The sequence below is a fragment of the Mycobacterium sp. 012931 genome, assembly GCF_000419295.1.
Taxonomy (GTDB): Bacteria; Actinomycetota; Actinomycetes; order Mycobacteriales; family Mycobacteriaceae; genus Mycobacterium; species Mycobacterium marinum.
The window spans coordinates 4,740,014-4,756,397 of the sequence record NZ_AOPX01000001.1 but is presented as its reverse complement, the minus strand read 5'-3'; the positions used below and the strand labels follow the sequence as shown (position 1 = coordinate 4,756,397).

12 protein-coding genes and 3 pseudogenes are annotated in these 16,384 nt (G+C 67.0%); 4 read left to right on the top strand and 11 right to left on the bottom strand.

Going from position 1 to position 16,384, the window contains the following annotated elements:
* Positions 1–67 precede the first annotated feature (67 nt).
* From MMSP_RS20920 to MMSP_RS20895, 7 genes and pseudogenes are all read right to left on the bottom strand, one after another.
* Complete coding sequence (locus MMSP_RS20920) at positions 68–817, bottom strand: PPE family protein (RefSeq protein ID WP_020788229.1); 750 nt, start codon at positions 815–817, stop codon at positions 68–70.
* 638 nt (positions 818–1,455) lie between these two features.
* Complete coding sequence (locus tag MMSP_RS20915) at positions 1,456–3,483, bottom strand: PE family protein (RefSeq protein WP_036426808.1); 2,028 nt, start codon at positions 3,481–3,483, stop codon at positions 1,456–1,458.
* A 94-nt stretch (positions 3,484–3,577) separates the two neighbouring features.
* Positions 3,578–3,875: pseudogene (locus MMSP_RS27020) on the bottom strand (IS3 family transposase); the annotation flags it as partial.
* Positions 3,876–3,998: 123 nt separating this feature from the next.
* On the bottom strand, positions 3,999–4,616 hold the full coding sequence (locus MMSP_RS20910; RefSeq protein ID WP_020788227.1) for a TetR/AcrR family transcriptional regulator: 618 nt from the start codon (positions 4,614–4,616) through the stop codon (positions 3,999–4,001).
* Positions 4,616–5,857, bottom strand: coding sequence for a cytochrome P450 (locus MMSP_RS20905; RefSeq protein ID WP_036426807.1), 1,242 nt, complete (start codon positions 5,855–5,857; stop codon positions 4,616–4,618). The genes MMSP_RS20910 and MMSP_RS20905 overlap by 1 nt, the downstream gene beginning before the upstream one ends.
* A gap of 205 nt (positions 5,858–6,062) precedes the next feature.
* Positions 6,063–7,430, bottom strand: a complete 1,368-nt coding sequence (locus tag MMSP_RS20900) for an FAD-binding oxidoreductase (protein WP_020788225.1) — start codon at positions 7,428–7,430, stop codon at positions 6,063–6,065.
* Between the two features lie 57 nt (positions 7,431–7,487).
* Positions 7,488–8,741: an MFS transporter gene (locus tag MMSP_RS20895; RefSeq protein ID WP_036427464.1), complete on the bottom strand. Its 1,254-nt coding sequence runs from the start codon at positions 8,739–8,741 to the stop codon at positions 7,488–7,490.
* Positions 8,742–8,836: 95 nt separating this feature from the next.
* Here MMSP_RS20895 and MMSP_RS20890 point away from each other — a divergent pair, with 95 nt between their 5' ends.
* From MMSP_RS20890 to MMSP_RS20880, 3 genes and pseudogenes are all read left to right on the top strand, one after another.
* A complete protein-coding gene (locus MMSP_RS20890; protein ID WP_036426805.1) occupies positions 8,837–9,664 on the top strand; it encodes a uracil-DNA glycosylase in 828 nt (275 codons plus the stop codon).
* 3 nt (positions 9,665–9,667) lie between these two features.
* A pseudogene (locus MMSP_RS20885) lies at positions 9,668–10,804 on the top strand (FAD-binding protein).
* Between the two features lie 46 nt (positions 10,805–10,850).
* Entirely contained in the window at positions 10,851–11,894 is a 1,044-nt protein-coding gene (locus tag MMSP_RS20880; RefSeq protein ID WP_020788221.1) for an LLM class flavin-dependent oxidoreductase, read from the top strand.
* Positions 11,895–11,902: 8 nt separating this feature from the next.
* Here the strand turns inward: MMSP_RS20880 and MMSP_RS20875 are convergent, their stop codons facing one another.
* Together MMSP_RS20875 and MMSP_RS20870 are read right to left on the bottom strand one after the other, a co-directional pair.
* On the bottom strand, positions 11,903–12,355 hold the full coding sequence (locus MMSP_RS20875) for a nitroreductase family deazaflavin-dependent oxidoreductase (protein WP_012395751.1): 453 nt from the start codon (positions 12,353–12,355) through the stop codon (positions 11,903–11,905).
* Between the two features lie 10 nt (positions 12,356–12,365).
* Positions 12,366–12,794: an HIT family protein gene (locus MMSP_RS20870; protein ID WP_036426803.1), complete on the bottom strand. Its 429-nt coding sequence runs from the start codon at positions 12,792–12,794 to the stop codon at positions 12,366–12,368.
* A 60-nt stretch (positions 12,795–12,854) separates the two neighbouring features.
* Here MMSP_RS20870 and MMSP_RS20865 point away from each other — a divergent pair.
* Positions 12,855–14,284: pseudogene (locus MMSP_RS20865) on the top strand (amidase).
* A gap of 13 nt (positions 14,285–14,297) precedes the next feature.
* Here MMSP_RS20865 and MMSP_RS20860 read toward each other — a convergent pair.
* Positions 14,298–14,831 carry a hypothetical protein gene (locus tag MMSP_RS20860; RefSeq protein ID WP_020788217.1) on the bottom strand — a complete coding sequence of 178 codons (534 nt, stop codon included), beginning with the start codon at positions 14,829–14,831 and terminating at the stop codon, positions 14,298–14,300.
* Positions 14,828–16,315: a serine/threonine-protein kinase gene (locus MMSP_RS20855; protein WP_020788216.1), complete on the bottom strand. Its 1,488-nt coding sequence runs from the start codon at positions 16,313–16,315 to the stop codon at positions 14,828–14,830. The genes MMSP_RS20860 and MMSP_RS20855 overlap by 4 nt, the downstream gene beginning before the upstream one ends.
* Between the last annotated feature and the right edge of the window lie 69 nt (positions 16,316–16,384).

Here is a 16,384-nt window from a genome sequence, read left to right as displayed (position 1 = left end):
TCACCCGAAATCAAGTGGCGGGTCTGGTGGGTCAGCGGATCACCGGCGCAACGTCAAGCACTGCCGACTACATCGTGGGTAGCACCGTCACCGGCGCAGGTTCGACCGGTGTCGGTTCAGGCGCGGGCTCGGGTGCGGGCGCTGGGGTCGGCTCGGGCGTGGGTGTCGGGGTCGGGTCAGGTGTCGGTGTCGGCGTCGGGTCAGGTGTGGGTGATGGATCAGGGTTGGGGTTCGGTGTCGGCGACGGGGAACCGCCCGACGAAGACGGCGCTTTGCAACCGGGCAGCAGGCGCAGCAGTTGCTGAAGCGGGGGCCACTGCGACAGCTGTGACCATATCTCCGACACGGTGGCGTGGTAGCCGCTCATCACCGCGACATCCTGGGCCCACATCTCCTCATAAAGACCTTCGGCGGCCGCGATCGCGGGAAAGTTCAAACCGAAGAAGTTCGTATTGGCCAGCAGGGCGGTTAGCGCGCGATTGGCGTTGATGATGACCGGGGACACTATGGCGGTACGGGCCGCCTCGAATGCCGTCGCCACCGCGCCCGCCTGACTGGCAGTGCTCTCGGACTGGGCGGCCGCGGTGCAAAGCCACGCGGCATACGGTGCGGCAGCCTGTGTCATCGCGGTCGCAGCGGGGCCTTGCCATGCCCCGCTGGCCAGGTCTGACGTGATCGATGCGAAGGACTCCGCCGCCGCGCGCAACTCGCTGGCTAACCCGCACCACGCCGCCGCCGCTCCCAGCATTGGCGCCGATCCCGGGCCGGCCTCGATGAGCGCCGAATTGATTTCCGGAGGAAACATGGGATAGGTCATCGCTAATCCTTACCGTACGGACCCAATTGAGTGGCCGCATTTTCCGGCTGCCTGATCGTCGGCTATCCGGCTCCCGGGCGCAGATGCAATGTGAGATGCGCTGAGCGGGAACGGCTTCCGGTATACCGCTGACATGTCGTCTTGCACCTCCGTGACGATATTGCACTTCTGACGGCCGCCTGACGGTGGCCGATCAGTCACAAGATCTCGCCGCTAGGTGAGTTCGTCAGCGATTTGGACGAAATATGTTGACAGGCTGTTCCGTGCCGGTGACTGTGTCCGGTCATTCTGGGGGCAGGCGCGTTGCAGATCCCGTCGTCGCAGACGAGCGCATGGTGGGGGAGGGCGATCGGCCTCTGGAATTCGAGTCAGTAGCCAAGGGCGACAGCATGTTTCGTGATCTGGTGTTGGTGCGGATCGTTGCGGCCGTCAGAATGTCGGGATTGAGCCGGTTCGGTGAGAAGTGGCGTGCGGCGGCTTCGTAGCTTTCGTCGACCGGTGTGGCCGCAGGCAAATGATCACGATCATTGAACTCTGGCTGGTAGCTCGGGAAAAGGACGGACCAACAAGCGCCAGCGCTGCTGATGCGACAAGGATGGGCAACGGCCAACGAACGACCGTAGGTGTGTCTTGTCAGGCTACGCGGGTCCGTTCAAGCCCATATTGCCGAAAAGCTGACCACCCGTGCCGCCGTCGCCGCCGAGCCCGCCAAAGACGCCAGCTCCGCCATCACCGCCGTTGCCCACCAGTTTTGCGTTGCCGCCCTTACCGCCGCCAGCCGGACTCAAGTTACCGCTGCTACCGGCGTCGCCACCAGCACCGCCGTTACCGACTGCACCGCCTGCGCCGCCGTTGCCGCCAGTGCCACCGCTGCCGAAAGCACCGACTCCGCCGGCCCCGCCCACCCCACCGTTGCCGATGACACCAACAGCATCACCACCGTTGCCGCCGTTGCCTCCGGTGCCGGCCAGACCAATGCCGCCGTCGCCGCCGAGACCACCGTCCCCGATCAACTTGCCGCCGACTCCGCCATTCCCGCCGGTCAAACCCGCCTGGGTGGTGACGTCATAGCCACCGGCTCCACCTGCGCCACCGTGGCCAAACAACCCGAGTGCGTTGCCGCCCGCGCCGCCAGCCGATCCATTTCCAACAATGACGCCGTCGCCGCCGTTGCCGCCATTTCCGGACAAGTAGCCGCCATCCCCGCCACCGGCACCGCCGTTACCCCCGCTTCCAATCAGGTATCCGCCCCTGCCGCCGGCCCCGCCGAGCCCAGACAAGCCAGGAGCCCCGGCCCCGCCGTTACCGCCATCTCCGAAAAGCCCTGCTGCACCGCCATTCCCGCCGACGCCTGGCGCGGGTGTTCCCACAGTGGCGCTCGCCGCGCCACCCGCACCGCCGTTGCCGCCGTTGCCAATTACGCCACCGCCGCCGCCGTTGCCGCCGGACCCACCGATGGGACCAAGGCCTCCGGCCCCTCCGGTCCCACCGTTGCCCACCAGACCCACGGCGCTGCCACCCGTACCCCCGGACCCGGCTAGTCCCGCAGTGCCAATGCCTCCGGCCCCACCATCACCGCCGTTGCCAAAGAACTGACCGCCGATGCCGCCATCGGCGCCGTTGCCGCCGGCACCCCCGACCGCGCCTGCCCCGCCGTTGCCCCCGTTCCCGAACAGGCGGGCGTCGCCGCCATGGCCGCCAGAGCCACCGTCGTTCATGACACCGAACCCGCCACCACTGTTACCGCCGACCGCACCATTCCCGCCGACGCCGCCGTCCCCCCACAACCTTCCCTCGCCTCCAGCAGCGCCGTTGCCGCCGATACCGCCGTTGCCGCCGGTACCTCCGATACCGCCGGCTCCGCCGTTGCCGAACACACCGCCTGCGCCGCCGATGCCGCCGTTGCCGCCGTTGCCGCCGGCGTGCCCGGGGACTGTGGGGCTTCCACCGGCGCCGCCATTGCCACCGGCGCCACCGACGCCCCACAGTCCAGCGCCGCCGCCACTGCCGCCGTTACCGCCGCCACTAAGACTGCCGAAACCGTTGCCGGTCCCGTCCCCGCCGATCCCACCGGCCCCGCCGTTGCCGTACAGCAGGCCACCGTGACCGCCATTGCCGCCAGCGAAGGCCGTCCCGCCGCCACCGCCGGCTCCGCCGTTGCCGATCAGCCCGGCATTACCGCCATCGCCGCCAGCGACATTGTTGTTCCCGGTCTGCGCGAACCCGTTACCGCCGTTGCCATATAACAGGCCACCGTCACCACCGTTGGGGTTCGCCGCGGTGTCATTGGCGCCGTTTCCAATCAGCGGGCGGCCCACCAGAGCCCCAGTCGGTGCATTGATGATGCCCAGTGCGTCTTGCTCCAGGGTCTGCAGTGGCGTGGCATTGGCCGCTTCGGCTCCGACGTAGGACTGCGCTCCAGCGTTTAGCGCCTCTACGAACCGCTGATGAAACGCCGCGACCTGGGCGCTCAGCACCTGATAGGCCTGCCCATGACCAGAAAACACCGCCGCGATCGCCGCTGACACCTCGTCAGCACCAGCAGCCAGCACCGTGGTGGTAGGGCCAATAGCCGCGGTGTTCGCCGCCGCCAGTTGTGAGCCGATACCGACCAAATCACCTGCCGCGCCCGCCAACATGTCAGGGAATACCGTCAAATACGCCATCGCCCGTCTCCCATCAAGTTCTCATCGCCCCCAGGCGTTTCGGCAAGATAACCTCACTCCCAGCGGCCCAGCGCCGCTATCAGGCACTTCCCAGCCATCCCACAGGTCGAGTTTCGTTGCAGCTGAAGGCGTTGAGGACTGCACAGCAGAACAGCCCTCCTTCTCAGGTGCAGGGTTGGGTGATGTCGTTAACCCACAACTCATTTGGCCGAAGCCGGTGGAACTTGCGGTTGACCAGATCATCGGCGGTGGCCAATCCCTGCAGCCGTTGAGGCGCACCGGGTCAGGCAGGCCGCAGATGCCAGCCTGGGTCATCAGGACCGACACGTGCCACGGAAGGCGACGTGCACTTCGCGGATCAGTCCGATCAGCCACTGGCGGCGCGGCTCTGTTCTCGCCCAAGAGACTTGGCCGACTGTCACCCGATGGACAACTCGGTCCCCGATTCCCTCGTCGGGACGGCTCAGGCGTACGCCGGCCACCGGGGGCATGCCCAGATCATGGGCGTTGGTGGCCTAACGGCGGGTGGGAAACGGTGTTACAACCGGAGCGACGAATTCCTCGAGCATCGCCCGCTCGTCGGCTTCGTCCTGGCCGGGGAACATCAACAGCGAGACGATCACCCGCACGGTCCAACGAGCCCGGCGCTCCACCGCGGCGGGGGCTTCGGGGCCCAAAGACTGCAGGAATGCGGCGGCCAGTCCCGCGATCACCTCGGATTGTCCGGCCAACTCACCGCCGATCGGTGGTCGGGTGGAGGCGAACCACGCCGCCAGGGCCGGCCGCTGGCGGACCATTCGCAAGGTGGCGGTGATGCTGGTGATCAGCTGATCGCGTGGATCATCGATGTCGCCGATCTGCTGCATGATCTCGCGTCCCAGCCGGAGCGTCTCGCGGTGCACGTAGGCGGTTCTGAGCGCCTCACGACTCTCGAAGTATCGATACAGGGTGGCCCGGGAACAGCCTGCCGCCCTGGCGATTTCGTTCATCCCGATCGAAGCCGGGTCGTGCTTGGTATAGAGCCGCTCGGCGGCGTCGAGTATCCGGTCGGCGGCGACCTCGCTGCGGTGCGCTGCCAGCCAGTCGGCGGCGACCTCGCTGCGGTGCGCTGCCAGCCAGTCGGTTCGGCCCATCAAGACCTCACTTCAAACGGCAGCGACAGCGGGCGCCGGACGTAGCTGCCGCCGGACCACACGATGCGTGACTCGTCGACCTCGAAGTCCGGGCAGCGCGCCAATAGTTCGGTCAGCGCGACCCGGGACTGCATCCGGGCCGCGGCCGCGCCCAGGCAGTGGTGCGCGCCATGGCTGAACGTCAGGATGTTGCGCGGGCAGCGCCGTACATCGAGTTCGCCGGCATCAGGACCGTATTGGCGCTCATCCCGGTTGGCCGAACCGTAGAGCAGCAGCGCTCGGCGACCGGCGGGGATGGTGACATTCCCGATCGTCACGTCGTGGGTGACGGTGCGGGCCAGGCCCTGCACCGGCGAGGTGAGCCGCAGCAGTTCCTCGACCGCATCGGTGATGAGCTCTGGATTGTCGGTCAGAAGCCGGCGTTGGTCGGGTCGCCGGTGGAGCAAGGGCATGGAGCCGCCGAGCATTCCGGTAACGGTGTCATTGCCGCCGGTGATCATGGTGAATGTGAACGCCAGGATCGACAGTGTGCCCGCGATGTCGCCGTCCGCGCCGACTCCGGCGGCCACCAGGTGAGAAATCGTGTCGTCCTCGGGTTTGGCGCGGCGGCGCTCGATCAGCGAGGTGAAGTAGGCCATCATCGACCCGACCGCATCGCCGACCGTGGCCAACGCGCCCGCGATGCCGCCCTCGGCGGTGTTGGCCGCGACGATGGCCTGGGTCCACCCATCGAACTGTGCCCGGTCCTGTTCGGGTACCCCGAGATAGTGTGCGACCACCATCGACGGCAAGGGCTTGAACAGGTCGGTGACGATGTCGCCGCCCCCCTGGGCGCGCAGCCGCTCGATTCGCTCGACGACGAAATCGCGCACCTTGGGCTCCACCGCTTCGACCTGGCGCGGGGTGAAACCGCGTGACACCAACTTCCGGAACTCGGTATGGGCTGGTGGATCCTGCATGGCCATGGGCGGGTTATCTTGCAGCCCAATCATTTCCAGATCGCCATAGTTGACGGTCAAGCCCTGCGCCGAGGAGAAGGTCTGGTGGTCGCGGGCCGCTGCCCACACGTCGGCGTGGCGCGACAGCACGTAGTAGTCCTGGTCGGGCTGGTGGGTCGGGATGACGTGGTGCACCGGATCCTGGTCTCGCAGCGCCCGGTACATCGGCCAGGGATCCGGCCAGGTTGCGGCGGTGGCCAACTGGAACGCAACAGGCGCGCGGTGAGACACATCCACTGACATGTCTTATTGGTACGACAGAGTTGTATAGATGTCAACACCTGCGCATAGCCGGTGTGCATCCTTGGCTTCCACCGTGCAGTCCGGGCGCAACCTGCCCGAGATTCCCGACCTGAGCGCACGCTCAAGGCCGTGACGGCACACTCGATGCCGCACCCGCGTCGAGCGCCCGCACCCGCGTCGAGTGCCGAGTGCAGAACGCAGAGATCTAGATCCCGCTACCGGGGTTGAGGATGTCCAGGGGGTCCAACGCCTGTTTGATGCGGCGGTTGAGGTCCATCACGTCGGGCCCGAGATAGCCTTCCAGCCACGGCCGCTTCAACCGGCCCACGCCGTGTTCGCCCGTGATCGTTCCGCCCAGGCCGACCGCAAGATCCATGATTTCGCCATAGGCGAGCTGTGCGCGTTCGGCCATGGCGGCGTCGGAGGGGTCGTAGACGAGCAAGGGGTGCGTATTGCCGTCACCCGCATGCGCGATCACCGAGATCATCAGGTCGCGCTCCTGCGCGATCCGGGCGATTCCGGTGACCAGCTTGCCCAGATTGGGTAGCGGCACGCCGACATCTTCGAGCAACAGGGATCCCTTGGCCTCTACCGCCGGGATGCAGAAGCGGCGGGCCGCGACGAACGCCTCGCCCTCGTCGGGGTCGGTAGTGGAAAACACTTCTGTTGCACCATGTTCGGCAAATACCGCGGCCATCAGTTCGGCATCGTCGCGGCCGGCCTGTCCGCGCTCGTCGGAGCTGGCCACCAACATCGCCGCGGCACCGCGATCCAGGTCCATGCGCAGCGTGTCCTCTACCGCGTTGATCGCCACCGAATCCATGAATTCGAGCATCGAGGGACGAATCCGCGCGGAAACACCGAGCACCGCGTCCACCGCGGATTCCACCGACGCGAAGCTGGCCACCACGACGGCGGCCGCGTTTTGCGCGGGAAGCAGGCGCAGCGTCACCTCCGTGATGACGCCCAGGGTGCCCTCGCTGCCGACGAACAGTTTTGTCAGGCTCAGCCCGGCGACATCCTTGAGCCGCGGACCGCCCAACCGCACCGCGGTGCCATCGGCGAGCACGACCTGCATGCCCAGCACGTAGTCAGTGGTGACGCCGTACTTCACACAGCACAATCCGCCCGCATTGGTGGCGATGTTGCCCCCGATGCTGCAGATTTCGAACGACGACGGATCCGGCGGATACCACAGTCCGTGTTCGGCGGCGGCCTTCTTCACCTCGGCGTTGAACAGGCCGGGCTGACAGACCGCGGTGCGGGTGACCGGGTCGATCGTGATATCGCGCATCTTCTCGGTGGACAGCACGATTCCGCCGTCCAGGGCGGTGGCCCCGCCCGACAACCCGGAACCGGCTCCGCGGGTCACCATGGCAACGCGGTTCGCGCCGGCCCACCGCAGGATGGTCTGCACCTCTTCGGTGCATCGTGGCCGGACCACGGCCAGCGGCTTGCCCGCCGACGGGTCAAGGGCACGGTCCTGTCGGTAGCCCTCGGTGACGGTGGGATCGGTGACCACCATGCCGTCGGGCAAGCCGGCGATCAGGCTGGCCAGCACATCCGCGTTCACGAGGCACTCACGGCCCGATCCTACGGGGCCTGCGGCCCGCGGGGTCAGCGAGCGCGGCTACAGCAGCGATGTCTCGCTGATGTCCTGGGTGGGCGCGTGATCCAATTCGCGCAGCGACGGCGGTCGGATACACATCAGCCCGGTGATGGCGATGGGCAGTGCCAAGGCGAAGAAAGCCACCTTCAGCCCGGCCGCGTCCGCCACCGGACCCGCCAGCAGCAAGCCCAACGGGCCGGCGGCATAAGCCAGCGACGTCATCACGCCGACCACCCGGCCACGGAGATAGTGCGGCGCCCTGGTCTGCATCACGTAGTTGTAGATCGGTTGGATGGGGCCATAGACCACGCCGATCAGTGCGCACAACACCAGGATGACCGGTAACGGGGGCAGCAGCGCGATGCCGGTTGTCGCGGCACCCAGGGTCAGCACCGCGGTCAGCATGATCGTTCGCCGCGACACGTAGTTCGACAGCATCCCGTAGCCCAGCGCGCCGACCAGGCTGCCCAGCGACAGCGCCACCAGGACCGAACCCAGCTGTGCGGGCTGTTGGCGGTCGCTGAAGTACGTCGGGAACAGCACGCTTTCCATCGGCAGATACAGCGCCGTCACGGTGAGGTCGATCAGCGCCAGCGCCCGCAACACCCGCAGGTTCCACACAAAACGCAGTCCCTGCGTGACGCCGGAAACCAGCCCGTCGGGTCGTGTCTCGTGGTGCGGTCTGCCCGCTCCCTCGAGCCGCAACGCGCCAATGGCGAGGAGGGACAACCCGAATGCCCCGGCGGTGATCCACATCGTGGTAATCCCGCCGACGGTGGCGATCATCAGGCCGCCGATCCCGGGGCCCACGACAAACGCGAGGTTGAGGATCGCCTCGTAGCTGCTGTTGATCCGATCCAGTGACCACCCCGCACGGGCGGCGGCCTCGGGCAGCATCGACTGCCGGGCGGTGATCCCGGCCGGATCGAAGGTGGCCGAGCAGGCGCCCAGCGCTGCCAGCACCGCGACGCTGACCGCGTCGTCGCCAAACGCCCACGCGATCAACGGAACGATGGCCACGGCCGACCCGGACAGGGCGTCGGAAACCATGGATACCGGCCGGCGTCCGAAGTAATCGACGGCGGTGCCGGCGACCAACGTGGAGAACAGCAGCGGCAGGGTGATCGCTCCGGCCACGATGGACGCTTGCCCCGAGCTGCCTTCGCGCTCGAGCACCAGCCACGGGAACGCGACTATCGAAATGCCATTGCCGGCGCAGGCCGCCAAGGTGGCGAAAAGGATCAGGAATGCCGGGCCTCGGCTGCTGTTTCTCATGGATATCGCGGTGCTGTTTCTCATGGATATCGCGGCTGAATCTAGCGGCGATCCACCATCGGAGCCACCGAATTATCGCGGCGACCGATGGCGCCATGCAGGATGATCGTGTGCTTACCCATCCGAGGACGGGCCAGCCGTTCGGGTCGCCGGTTCGTCCCGGCACCGGCTGGCCGGGGGATCCGGCGTCATCGCAGACCCCGGTCGCGGCCGAGGCGGCGCGTGTCGCCGAACTGGCCGGCCGGGCGGGCTCGATCGCCGAACTCGACGCTGCGATAAGTGTGTGCCGGGCCTGCCCACGACTGGTGACCTGGCGTGAAGAGGTCGCGGTGGCCAAACGGCGCGCCTTCGCCGACCAACCGTATTGGGGACGCCCGGTGCCGGGCTGGGGATCGGAGCGGCCATGGCTGTTGATCGTGGGCCTGGCGCCTGCCGCTCACGGCGCCAACCGGACCGGGCGGATGTTCACCGGCGACCGGTCCGGTGATCAGCTGTACGCGGCGTTGCACCGTGCCGGCCTGGTCAGCCAACCGACCAGCGTCGACGCCGCCGACGGCTTGCGGGCCGAACGGATCCGCATCGTCGCACCGGTGCGTTGCGCACCCCCGGCCAATGCCCCGACACCGGCCGAACGAAAGACCTGCGCGCCCTGGCTCGACGCCGAATGGCGGCTGGTGTCCCACGATGTCCGCGTGATCGTTGCGCTGGGCGGATTTGCGTGGAAGATCGCGCTGGGATTGCCTGGGTCGCTGGGTGCCCCCAGGCCCCGCTTCGGCCACGGTGTCGTGGCTGAGCTGGGGTCGGGTGTGCAGTTGCTCGGGTGCTACCACCCGAGCCAACAGAACATGTTCACGGGTAGGTTGACTCCGGCGATGCTCGATGACGTGTTCCGCGATGCCAAGAAACTTGGCGGGATTGGGTAGAAAATGGTCGGGGTGCAAAAAGTTCTGATTTCCGGAGCCAGCGTGGCTGGCTTGACGACGGCATATTGGCTTGAACAACAAGGCTACTCGGTCACAATCGTGGAGCGCCACCCTGGGCTGCGGCCTGGCGGCCAAGCGATTGACGTCCGAGGCCCGGCGCTGACTGTGCTGGATCGGATGGGGATATTGGACGCCGCCCGGGACCGAAAGACCGGCATCCGGGGAGCTTCGGTGGTCGACCGGGGCGGAAACGAGCTCTCCCGGGATACCGAGTCGACCCCCACCGGCGGTCCCATCGACAGCCCCAACATCGAGCTGCTGCGGGACGATCTCATCGAATTGCTCTACGGCACAATCCAATCGACGACCGAGTTCATCTTCGACGACAGCATTGCCACATTGCAGGATGACGGCGCGGCCGTCGAGGTGACCTTCGTCCGGTCCGGCACCCGCACCTTCGACTTCCTGATCGGAGCCGACGGTCTGCATTCGAATGTGCGCCGCAAGGTGTTCGGCCAGGAGGAGCAGTTCATCAAGCGGTTGGGCACCTACGCGGCGATCTTCACCGTGCCCAACTTCCTGGAATTGGACTACTGGCAGAAGTGGCACTACGGCGACAACACCATGGCCGGGGTCTACAGCGCCCGCGACAACTCCGAGGCTCGCGCGGCGCTGGGCTTCATGGACACCGAGCTGCAGATCGACTAACGCGATACCGAGGCTCAATTCGCCGAGCTGGAACGGCGGATGATCGAGGACGGCTGGGTACGTGCGCAGCTGCTCCACTACATGCGCAGCGCACCGGACTTCTACTTCGATGAAATGGCCCAGATCGTCATGGATAGCTGGGCGAAGGGCAGGGTGGCGCTCGTCGGCGACGCCGCCTATTGCTGCTCGCCGCTGTCGGGCCAAGGGACCAGTGTCGCCGTGTTGGGCGCCTACATCCTGGCCGGTGAGCTGGCCGCCGCCGGAAACGACTACCAGCGCGGTTTCGCGAACTACCATGCCGAATTCAGCGGCTTCGTCGAGCGCAATCAATGGCTGGTCACCGACAACATCCCCGGCGGAGAGCCGATACCCGAGGAAGCGTTCGAACGCATCGTCAACTCGTTGGAGCTCGAGGACTACCGGCAGGGCTGATCGGATCGGTGGGAAGGTTCGGGCTGCCGTAGGCGTTGTGGGCAGCGTGCGTCTTTCCGTTCTCGATCTCGTCCCGGTGCGCACCGATCAGTCGACCCGGGATGCGCTGGCAGCCACCGTGTCGCTGGCACAGACTGCCGAGCGCCTCGGCTTTACACGCTACTGGGTTGCCGAGCACCACAACATGGCATCGGTGGGCGCCACCAGCCCGCCGGTCCTGATCGCCTACTTGGCCGCGCAGACCACGCACCTGCGCCTGGGATCGGGCGGGGTGATGCTGCCCAACCACGCGCCGCTGGCGGTGGCCGAGCAGTTCGCTCTGCTGGAGGCGGCCGCCCCCGGTCGTATCGATCTGGGCATCGGCCGCGCACCCGGCTCGGACCCGGTCACGTCCTACGCTCTGCGCGGTGGCCGCTCACCGGCGCAACAGGAACGCGATATCGAGAGTTTTCCCGACTACCTCGACGATGTGGTCGCACTGATGAGTGCGCGGGGCGTGCGCGTACCGCTGCAATCCGGTGACTACATCCTCAAGGCCACGTCGGCGGCGCTCACCCAGCCGCGACTGTGGTTATTGGGGTCATCGATGTATTCGGCGCGGCTGGCCGCGGCAAAGGGGCTGCCCTACGTGTTCGCGCATCACTTCTCCGGCAAGGGCACCGAAGAGGCGCTCGAGTTGTACCGATCCCGCTTCGTCCCCAGTGCGCTGGCAGCCCGGCCGGTGACCTTCCTGACCGTCAATGCCGCGGTGGCCGATACCCGCGAGGAAGCGACCGCATTGATGATGCCCAATCTGCACATGATGGCGCGGCTGCGCACCGGCCAGCCGCTCGGGGCCGTGCAGCTCGTCGAAGAAGCCCAGGACGCCAGGTTGACCCCCGAGCAGCAACGCATCGTGGACAGCGGACTCGAGCGGGCTGTCGTCGGCTCACCTGAGGAGGCCGCCGAGCAGGTGCGCGCTCTGGGTCAGCGGTTCGGTGTTGATGAGGTCATGGTCCACCCCGTTGCCTCCGCGCATCGCGGCACCGACCCGGCCACGGCACCGGCGCGGGTGGCGACGTGTGAGCTACTGGCCAAGGAACTGTTCTAGCCGCAGCCCTACGCCGCCGGTGTCAACGCGAAGATGGGGATGGGCCGTGACGTCCGCCGCTGGTAGCTGTCATAGCGGTTGGCGTTGTTCTTGTTGACCAGCTGCCACATCCGCTGGTAGTCCGCATCGTCGGGGGTGACCCGCCGCGCGGTCACCGCGATTCGTTTCGGGCCGACGTTGATTTCACAATCGGGACGCTTACGCAGGTTGTGGTACCAGCCCGGATAGCGCTCGTCACCGCCGTTGGAGGCGACGATCAAATACGAGTCGCCGTCACGCGCATACGTCAGCGACGTGGTGCGCGCCTGGCCGGTCTTGGCGCCGACGGTGTGCAGCAGCAGGCTGGGCGGCACACCCGGGATGCGATGGCCGATTCGGCCGTTGGTCTTGCGGTAGATCGTGTCGTGCAGACGCAGGATGGGGATGCCCACGTATTGCTCGAACGGCGTGAGATTGCTCATGAGGCCAGTCTTACTGACTGGCCTCGATGCGGGCCAGCGCGTCGCGCAGGATTCGGCCGGTGGCTTCCCGATCGTTGTCGCGGCGCAACAGTAGGCCCTTGGCGACCGATAGCTTGCCCCCGTCGCGCCGCGGTAGCACGTGCAGATGGATGTGGAACACCGTCTGGAACGCCGCACTGCCGTCATTGATGCCGATATTGGTTGCATCGGCCAGCTCGGTGGCCCGGGCCGCCTTTGCGATCCGCTGTCCGATGGTGGCCATCTGAGCCAGGGTTTCCGGCGGAGTGTCGGTCAGATCCACGGTGTGTTTCTTGGGCAGCACCAGGGTGTGTCCGCGGGTGAACGGCCGAATGTCCAGGATGGCCAGACAGTTGTCGTCTTCGTAGATCCGGATGGCCGGAGCTTCGCCGGCAGCGATCGCGCAGAACACGCAGGACATGTCGCCACGGTACTGCTCCGGTGGCGGGGGCCGGGCCTGGCCCCGCCGAGCCGGTCGGGGATGGCCGATTTGCCGGTTGGTGCAGCGGGATACGCTGCGGCAGTGGACCCGTCCGATCTTGCCTTCGCCGGAGCAGCCGCCCAGGCCCGGATGCTCGCTGACGGTGAAGTCACCGCGCCCATGCTGCTCGAGGTCTACCTGGAACGGATCGAACGCCTCGACAGCGAGCTGCGGGCCTACCGGGTGGTGCGCTACGACGCCGCGCGCGAGGAGGCCGAGGTCGCCCAACAGCGCCTCGACGCCGGGGAAAGGCTTCCGCTGCTCGGTGTTCCGATCGCGATCAAAGACGACGTCGACGTCGCCGGTGAGGTGACGACCTACGGCAGCGCGGGCATGGCGCGCCGGCGGGCTCCGACGCGGAAATGGTGCGGCGGTTGCGGGCAGCGGGTGCGGTCATCATCGGCAAGACCAATGTGCCCGAGCTGATGATGATGCCCTACACCGAGTCGCTGACCTTCGGGGCCACCCGCAATCCGTGGAACCCCGCTCGCACACCTGGGGGCAGCAGCGGGGGCAGCGCCGCCGCGGTCGCCGCGGGACTGGCGCCGGTGGCCTTCGGATCCGATGGCGGCGGATCAATCCGCATCCCGTCGACCTGGTGTGGTGTGTTCGGTTTGAAGACCCAGCGGGATCGGATCTCGCTAGAGCCCCACGACGGTGCCTGGTACGGATTGAGCGTGAACGGGCCGATAGCGCGTTCGGTGCTCGACGCTGCGCTGCTGCTGGACGCGACGACAACAGTGCCGGGTCCCGACGCCGAGTTTGCCGACGCTGCTCAGCGCGAGCCCGGCCGACTGCGAATTGCCCTGAGCACAAAGATTCCTACGCCGCTTCCGGTCCGGGTCGGCCAGGCCGAGGTGGCGGCCGTGTATCGGGCCGGTGGGTTGTTGCGTGAGCTGGGCCATGAGGTGATCAACCGCGACCCCGACTATCCGGCCGCCCTCTACGCCAATTACCTGCCCCGCTACCTTCGCGGTATCAGCGACGACGCGGACGCGCTGGCCCACCCGCATCGTCTCGAAGCGCGCACCCGTGCCATCGCGCGGATGGGTTCGTTCTTCTCGGACCGCCGGATGGCGGCCCTGCGAGCCGCCGAGGCCGCGCTGAACAAACGGATCCAGTCGATTTTCGACGACGTCGACGTCGTCATCACTCCCGGCACTGCCAACGGTCCGTCCCGAATCGGCGCCTACCAGCGCCGGGGCGCGGTGTCGACGCTGCTTCTGGTAGCGCAGCGGGTTCCGTATCTGCAGGTCTGGAATCTGACCGGCCAGCCCGCCGCCGTCGTCCCGTGGGACTTCGACGACGACGGCATGCCGATCTCGATACAGCTGGTGGGCAAGCCCTACGACGAGGCGACACTGCTGTCGTTGTCCGCGCAGATCGAAGCCGCCCGACCGTGGGCCGATCGGCGACCTCCGGTGTCGTGACAGCGGGGTGCGGTTAGGTCGGTTTGAAGGAGTCGATCAGCCAGGTGCCCTGCACCTTGGTCAGGCCGACCCGAACGGAGCTGGTAGCCCTTTTCGGAGACGGTTGGTCCCGAGTGGTGGTGGATTGGTCGACGAACGCCAAGATCGAGGCCCGCTGGCTGGTCAGGGACTCGACTCCGGCACCGCTCACGGTCGCAGTGGTGCTGATGCCCTCGCGCCGGGCCGTGGGGACCACTGTCTGGCCGGTGAATTGCCGGTAATAGGACAGGAATTCGCCGGTCAACAGCCGTTCGGCGGCGCTCGCGACCTTTTCCACGTTCTGAGGTGTGTACGTCAGGATCTTGGCCACATTGGTTTTGGCGACCTTCAGGACGGCTTCTCGGGCCGCGGGTTGGTCGGCGACCAGTGCTGGGCCGGCGACGGGCGGCAATTGCCGGTTCTTGGCCAGCATCTGCCAGCCGCCCAGTGCTGCGGCCATCATCGTCGCGGCGGTGAGCGCGAGGACGACCACCCACCAGGCGGCCCGCGGTGCTCCATGCTGGGTCACGTGACGAACTCCACCCGCGACGCCAGATAGGCGTCGTCGATCTTCTCGATCTGGATTCGCAACCTCCACTGCCGTGGCTCTTGTTGTACGCCGGTACTTTTGGTGATGTTCGAGGTCACCGACACAACTACGTGGGCGGTGGTGCCGCTGATGGACTCCAGGCCTGCGCCGGTGGCCTTGCCTTGGGTCGCCGAGCCCGCGTCCACTATTGACTGCTTGAATTGGGCGCTCTTGTCGGCAAAATCGCTGTGAAATGCTCCGGTTGACCCGTCCAGGATGCGTTGGATGTCGGCATCGATGGTCTGCGGGTTGACGCTCGTCAAGGAGATCGCGAACTGTTTGGCATGGTCGACGTAGGGCTGCCACTGGGGCGCCTCGGCCGGGGCCGCGGTTGTCTGCCGCGGGTCCGGCCGTAACACCTGGGTGACGGCGAACGCGACGGCAGATACCAGCAGCAGGGCCACAACCACTGGAACCACAATCGTGCTGACCTGGCGCCGTGGCCGCGCCGGTGCCGGCGCCGTCGGGTACCACGGCATCGGTGCGGGGGCGGCTTGGGTGGCGGCAGCGTATTCGGGAGGCACGGAGATGGCGGCGGGCAAGGTGGGATCCGACGGCGAAACCGCTGCGGCCGCGCCCTGGGGTGACGCGACTTGAGATAGCGCCTGGGCAAAATCGGCGCATCGCCAATAGCGTTCGTTGGGCTGTTTGGCCAGCGCGGCGGCGAACACTCGGTCCAACGGCGCAAGCTCGGGGCGCCGATCGCCCAACGCCGGTGGTGGTGCGGTGAGATGCTGGCTGATCACCGCGACCGAATTGGCATGCTGGTATGGCGGGGCCCCCGTGAGAAGGTGAAATGCGGTGGCGGCCAGCGCGTACTGGTCGGCGCGGCCGTCGACGTCGGCGCCCGTCAACTGCTCGGGCGCAGCGTACGCGGCCGTGCCTACCGTCAGGTTTGTTGCGGTGATTCCGCTGATGTCGTCAAGCTGGCGGGCTATCCCGAAGTCCGCCAAGAAGATTCGCGGCCCCCCGGCGTTGTCCGGCCCGGTGAGCAGGATATTGGCGGGTTTGACATCGCGATGCAGCAAGCCGCGCTGGTGGGCGTAATCGAGCGCTCCGGCCACGGCGGTCACGACGGCGACCACCTCGGCGACGGGCATGCCGGCCGGATACTGGCTGCGGATTAGCGCGGCGGCGTCCGTTCCCTCGATGTAATCCATCGAGATCCACAGCTGGCCGTTGAACTCGCCGCGGTCGTGCACGCCGACGATGTGTGGGTGGAACAGGGTGGCGGCCAGATCCGCTTCGCGCTGGAATCGCTCGCGGAACGCGGTGTCCGCGGATACGTCGGGGGGCAGCACCTTTAGCGCATCACGGCGGGGTAATCGGGGGTGTTGCGCAAGGTATACCTCGCCCATTGCGCCGGAGCCGAGCAATCCCACGATGGTGTATCCGGCAAAAGCGGAGCCGGGGGGCAACGGCATGATCGGATGTTACCGCCGCCGGCCGGCCCCGGGGCGGTGTCGTGCCGCGGGGCGGGCATCAGCGCGCCC

What these genes read in the sequence shown, in the direction of transcription:
- MMSP_RS20920 (WP_020788229.1), bottom strand. Translation starts at nt 817, where the DNA reads ATGACCTATCCCATGTTTCCTCCGGAAATCAATTCGGCGCTCATCGAG.
- MMSP_RS20910 (WP_020788227.1), bottom strand. Translation starts at nt 4,616, where the DNA reads ATGGGCCGAACCGACTGGCTGGCAGCGCACCGCAGCGAGGTCGCCGCC.
- MMSP_RS20905 (WP_036426807.1), bottom strand. Translation starts at nt 5,857, where the DNA reads ATGTCAGTGGATGTGTCTCACCGCGCGCCTGTTGCGTTCCAGTTGGCC.
- MMSP_RS20895 (WP_036427464.1), bottom strand. Translation starts at nt 8,741, where the DNA reads ATGAGAAACAGCAGCCGAGGCCCGGCATTCCTGATCCTTTTCGCCACC.
- MMSP_RS20875 (WP_012395751.1), bottom strand. Translation starts at nt 12,355, where the DNA reads ATGAGCAATCTCACGCCGTTCGAGCAATACGTGGGCATCCCCATCCTG.
- MMSP_RS20915 (WP_036426808.1), bottom strand. Translation starts at nt 3,483, where the DNA reads ATGGCGTATTTGACGGTATTCCCTGACATGTTGGCGGGCGCGGCAGGT.
- MMSP_RS20855 (WP_020788216.1), bottom strand. Translation starts at nt 16,315, where the DNA reads ATGCCGTTGCCCCCCGGCTCCGCTTTTGCCGGATACACCATCGTGGGA.
- MMSP_RS20890 (WP_036426805.1), top strand. Translation starts at nt 8,837, where the DNA reads ATGCAGGATGATCGTGTGCTTACCCATCCGAGGACGGGCCAGCCGTTC.
- MMSP_RS20870 (WP_036426803.1), bottom strand. Translation starts at nt 12,794, where the DNA reads ATGTCCTGCGTGTTCTGCGCGATCGCTGCCGGCGAAGCTCCGGCCATC.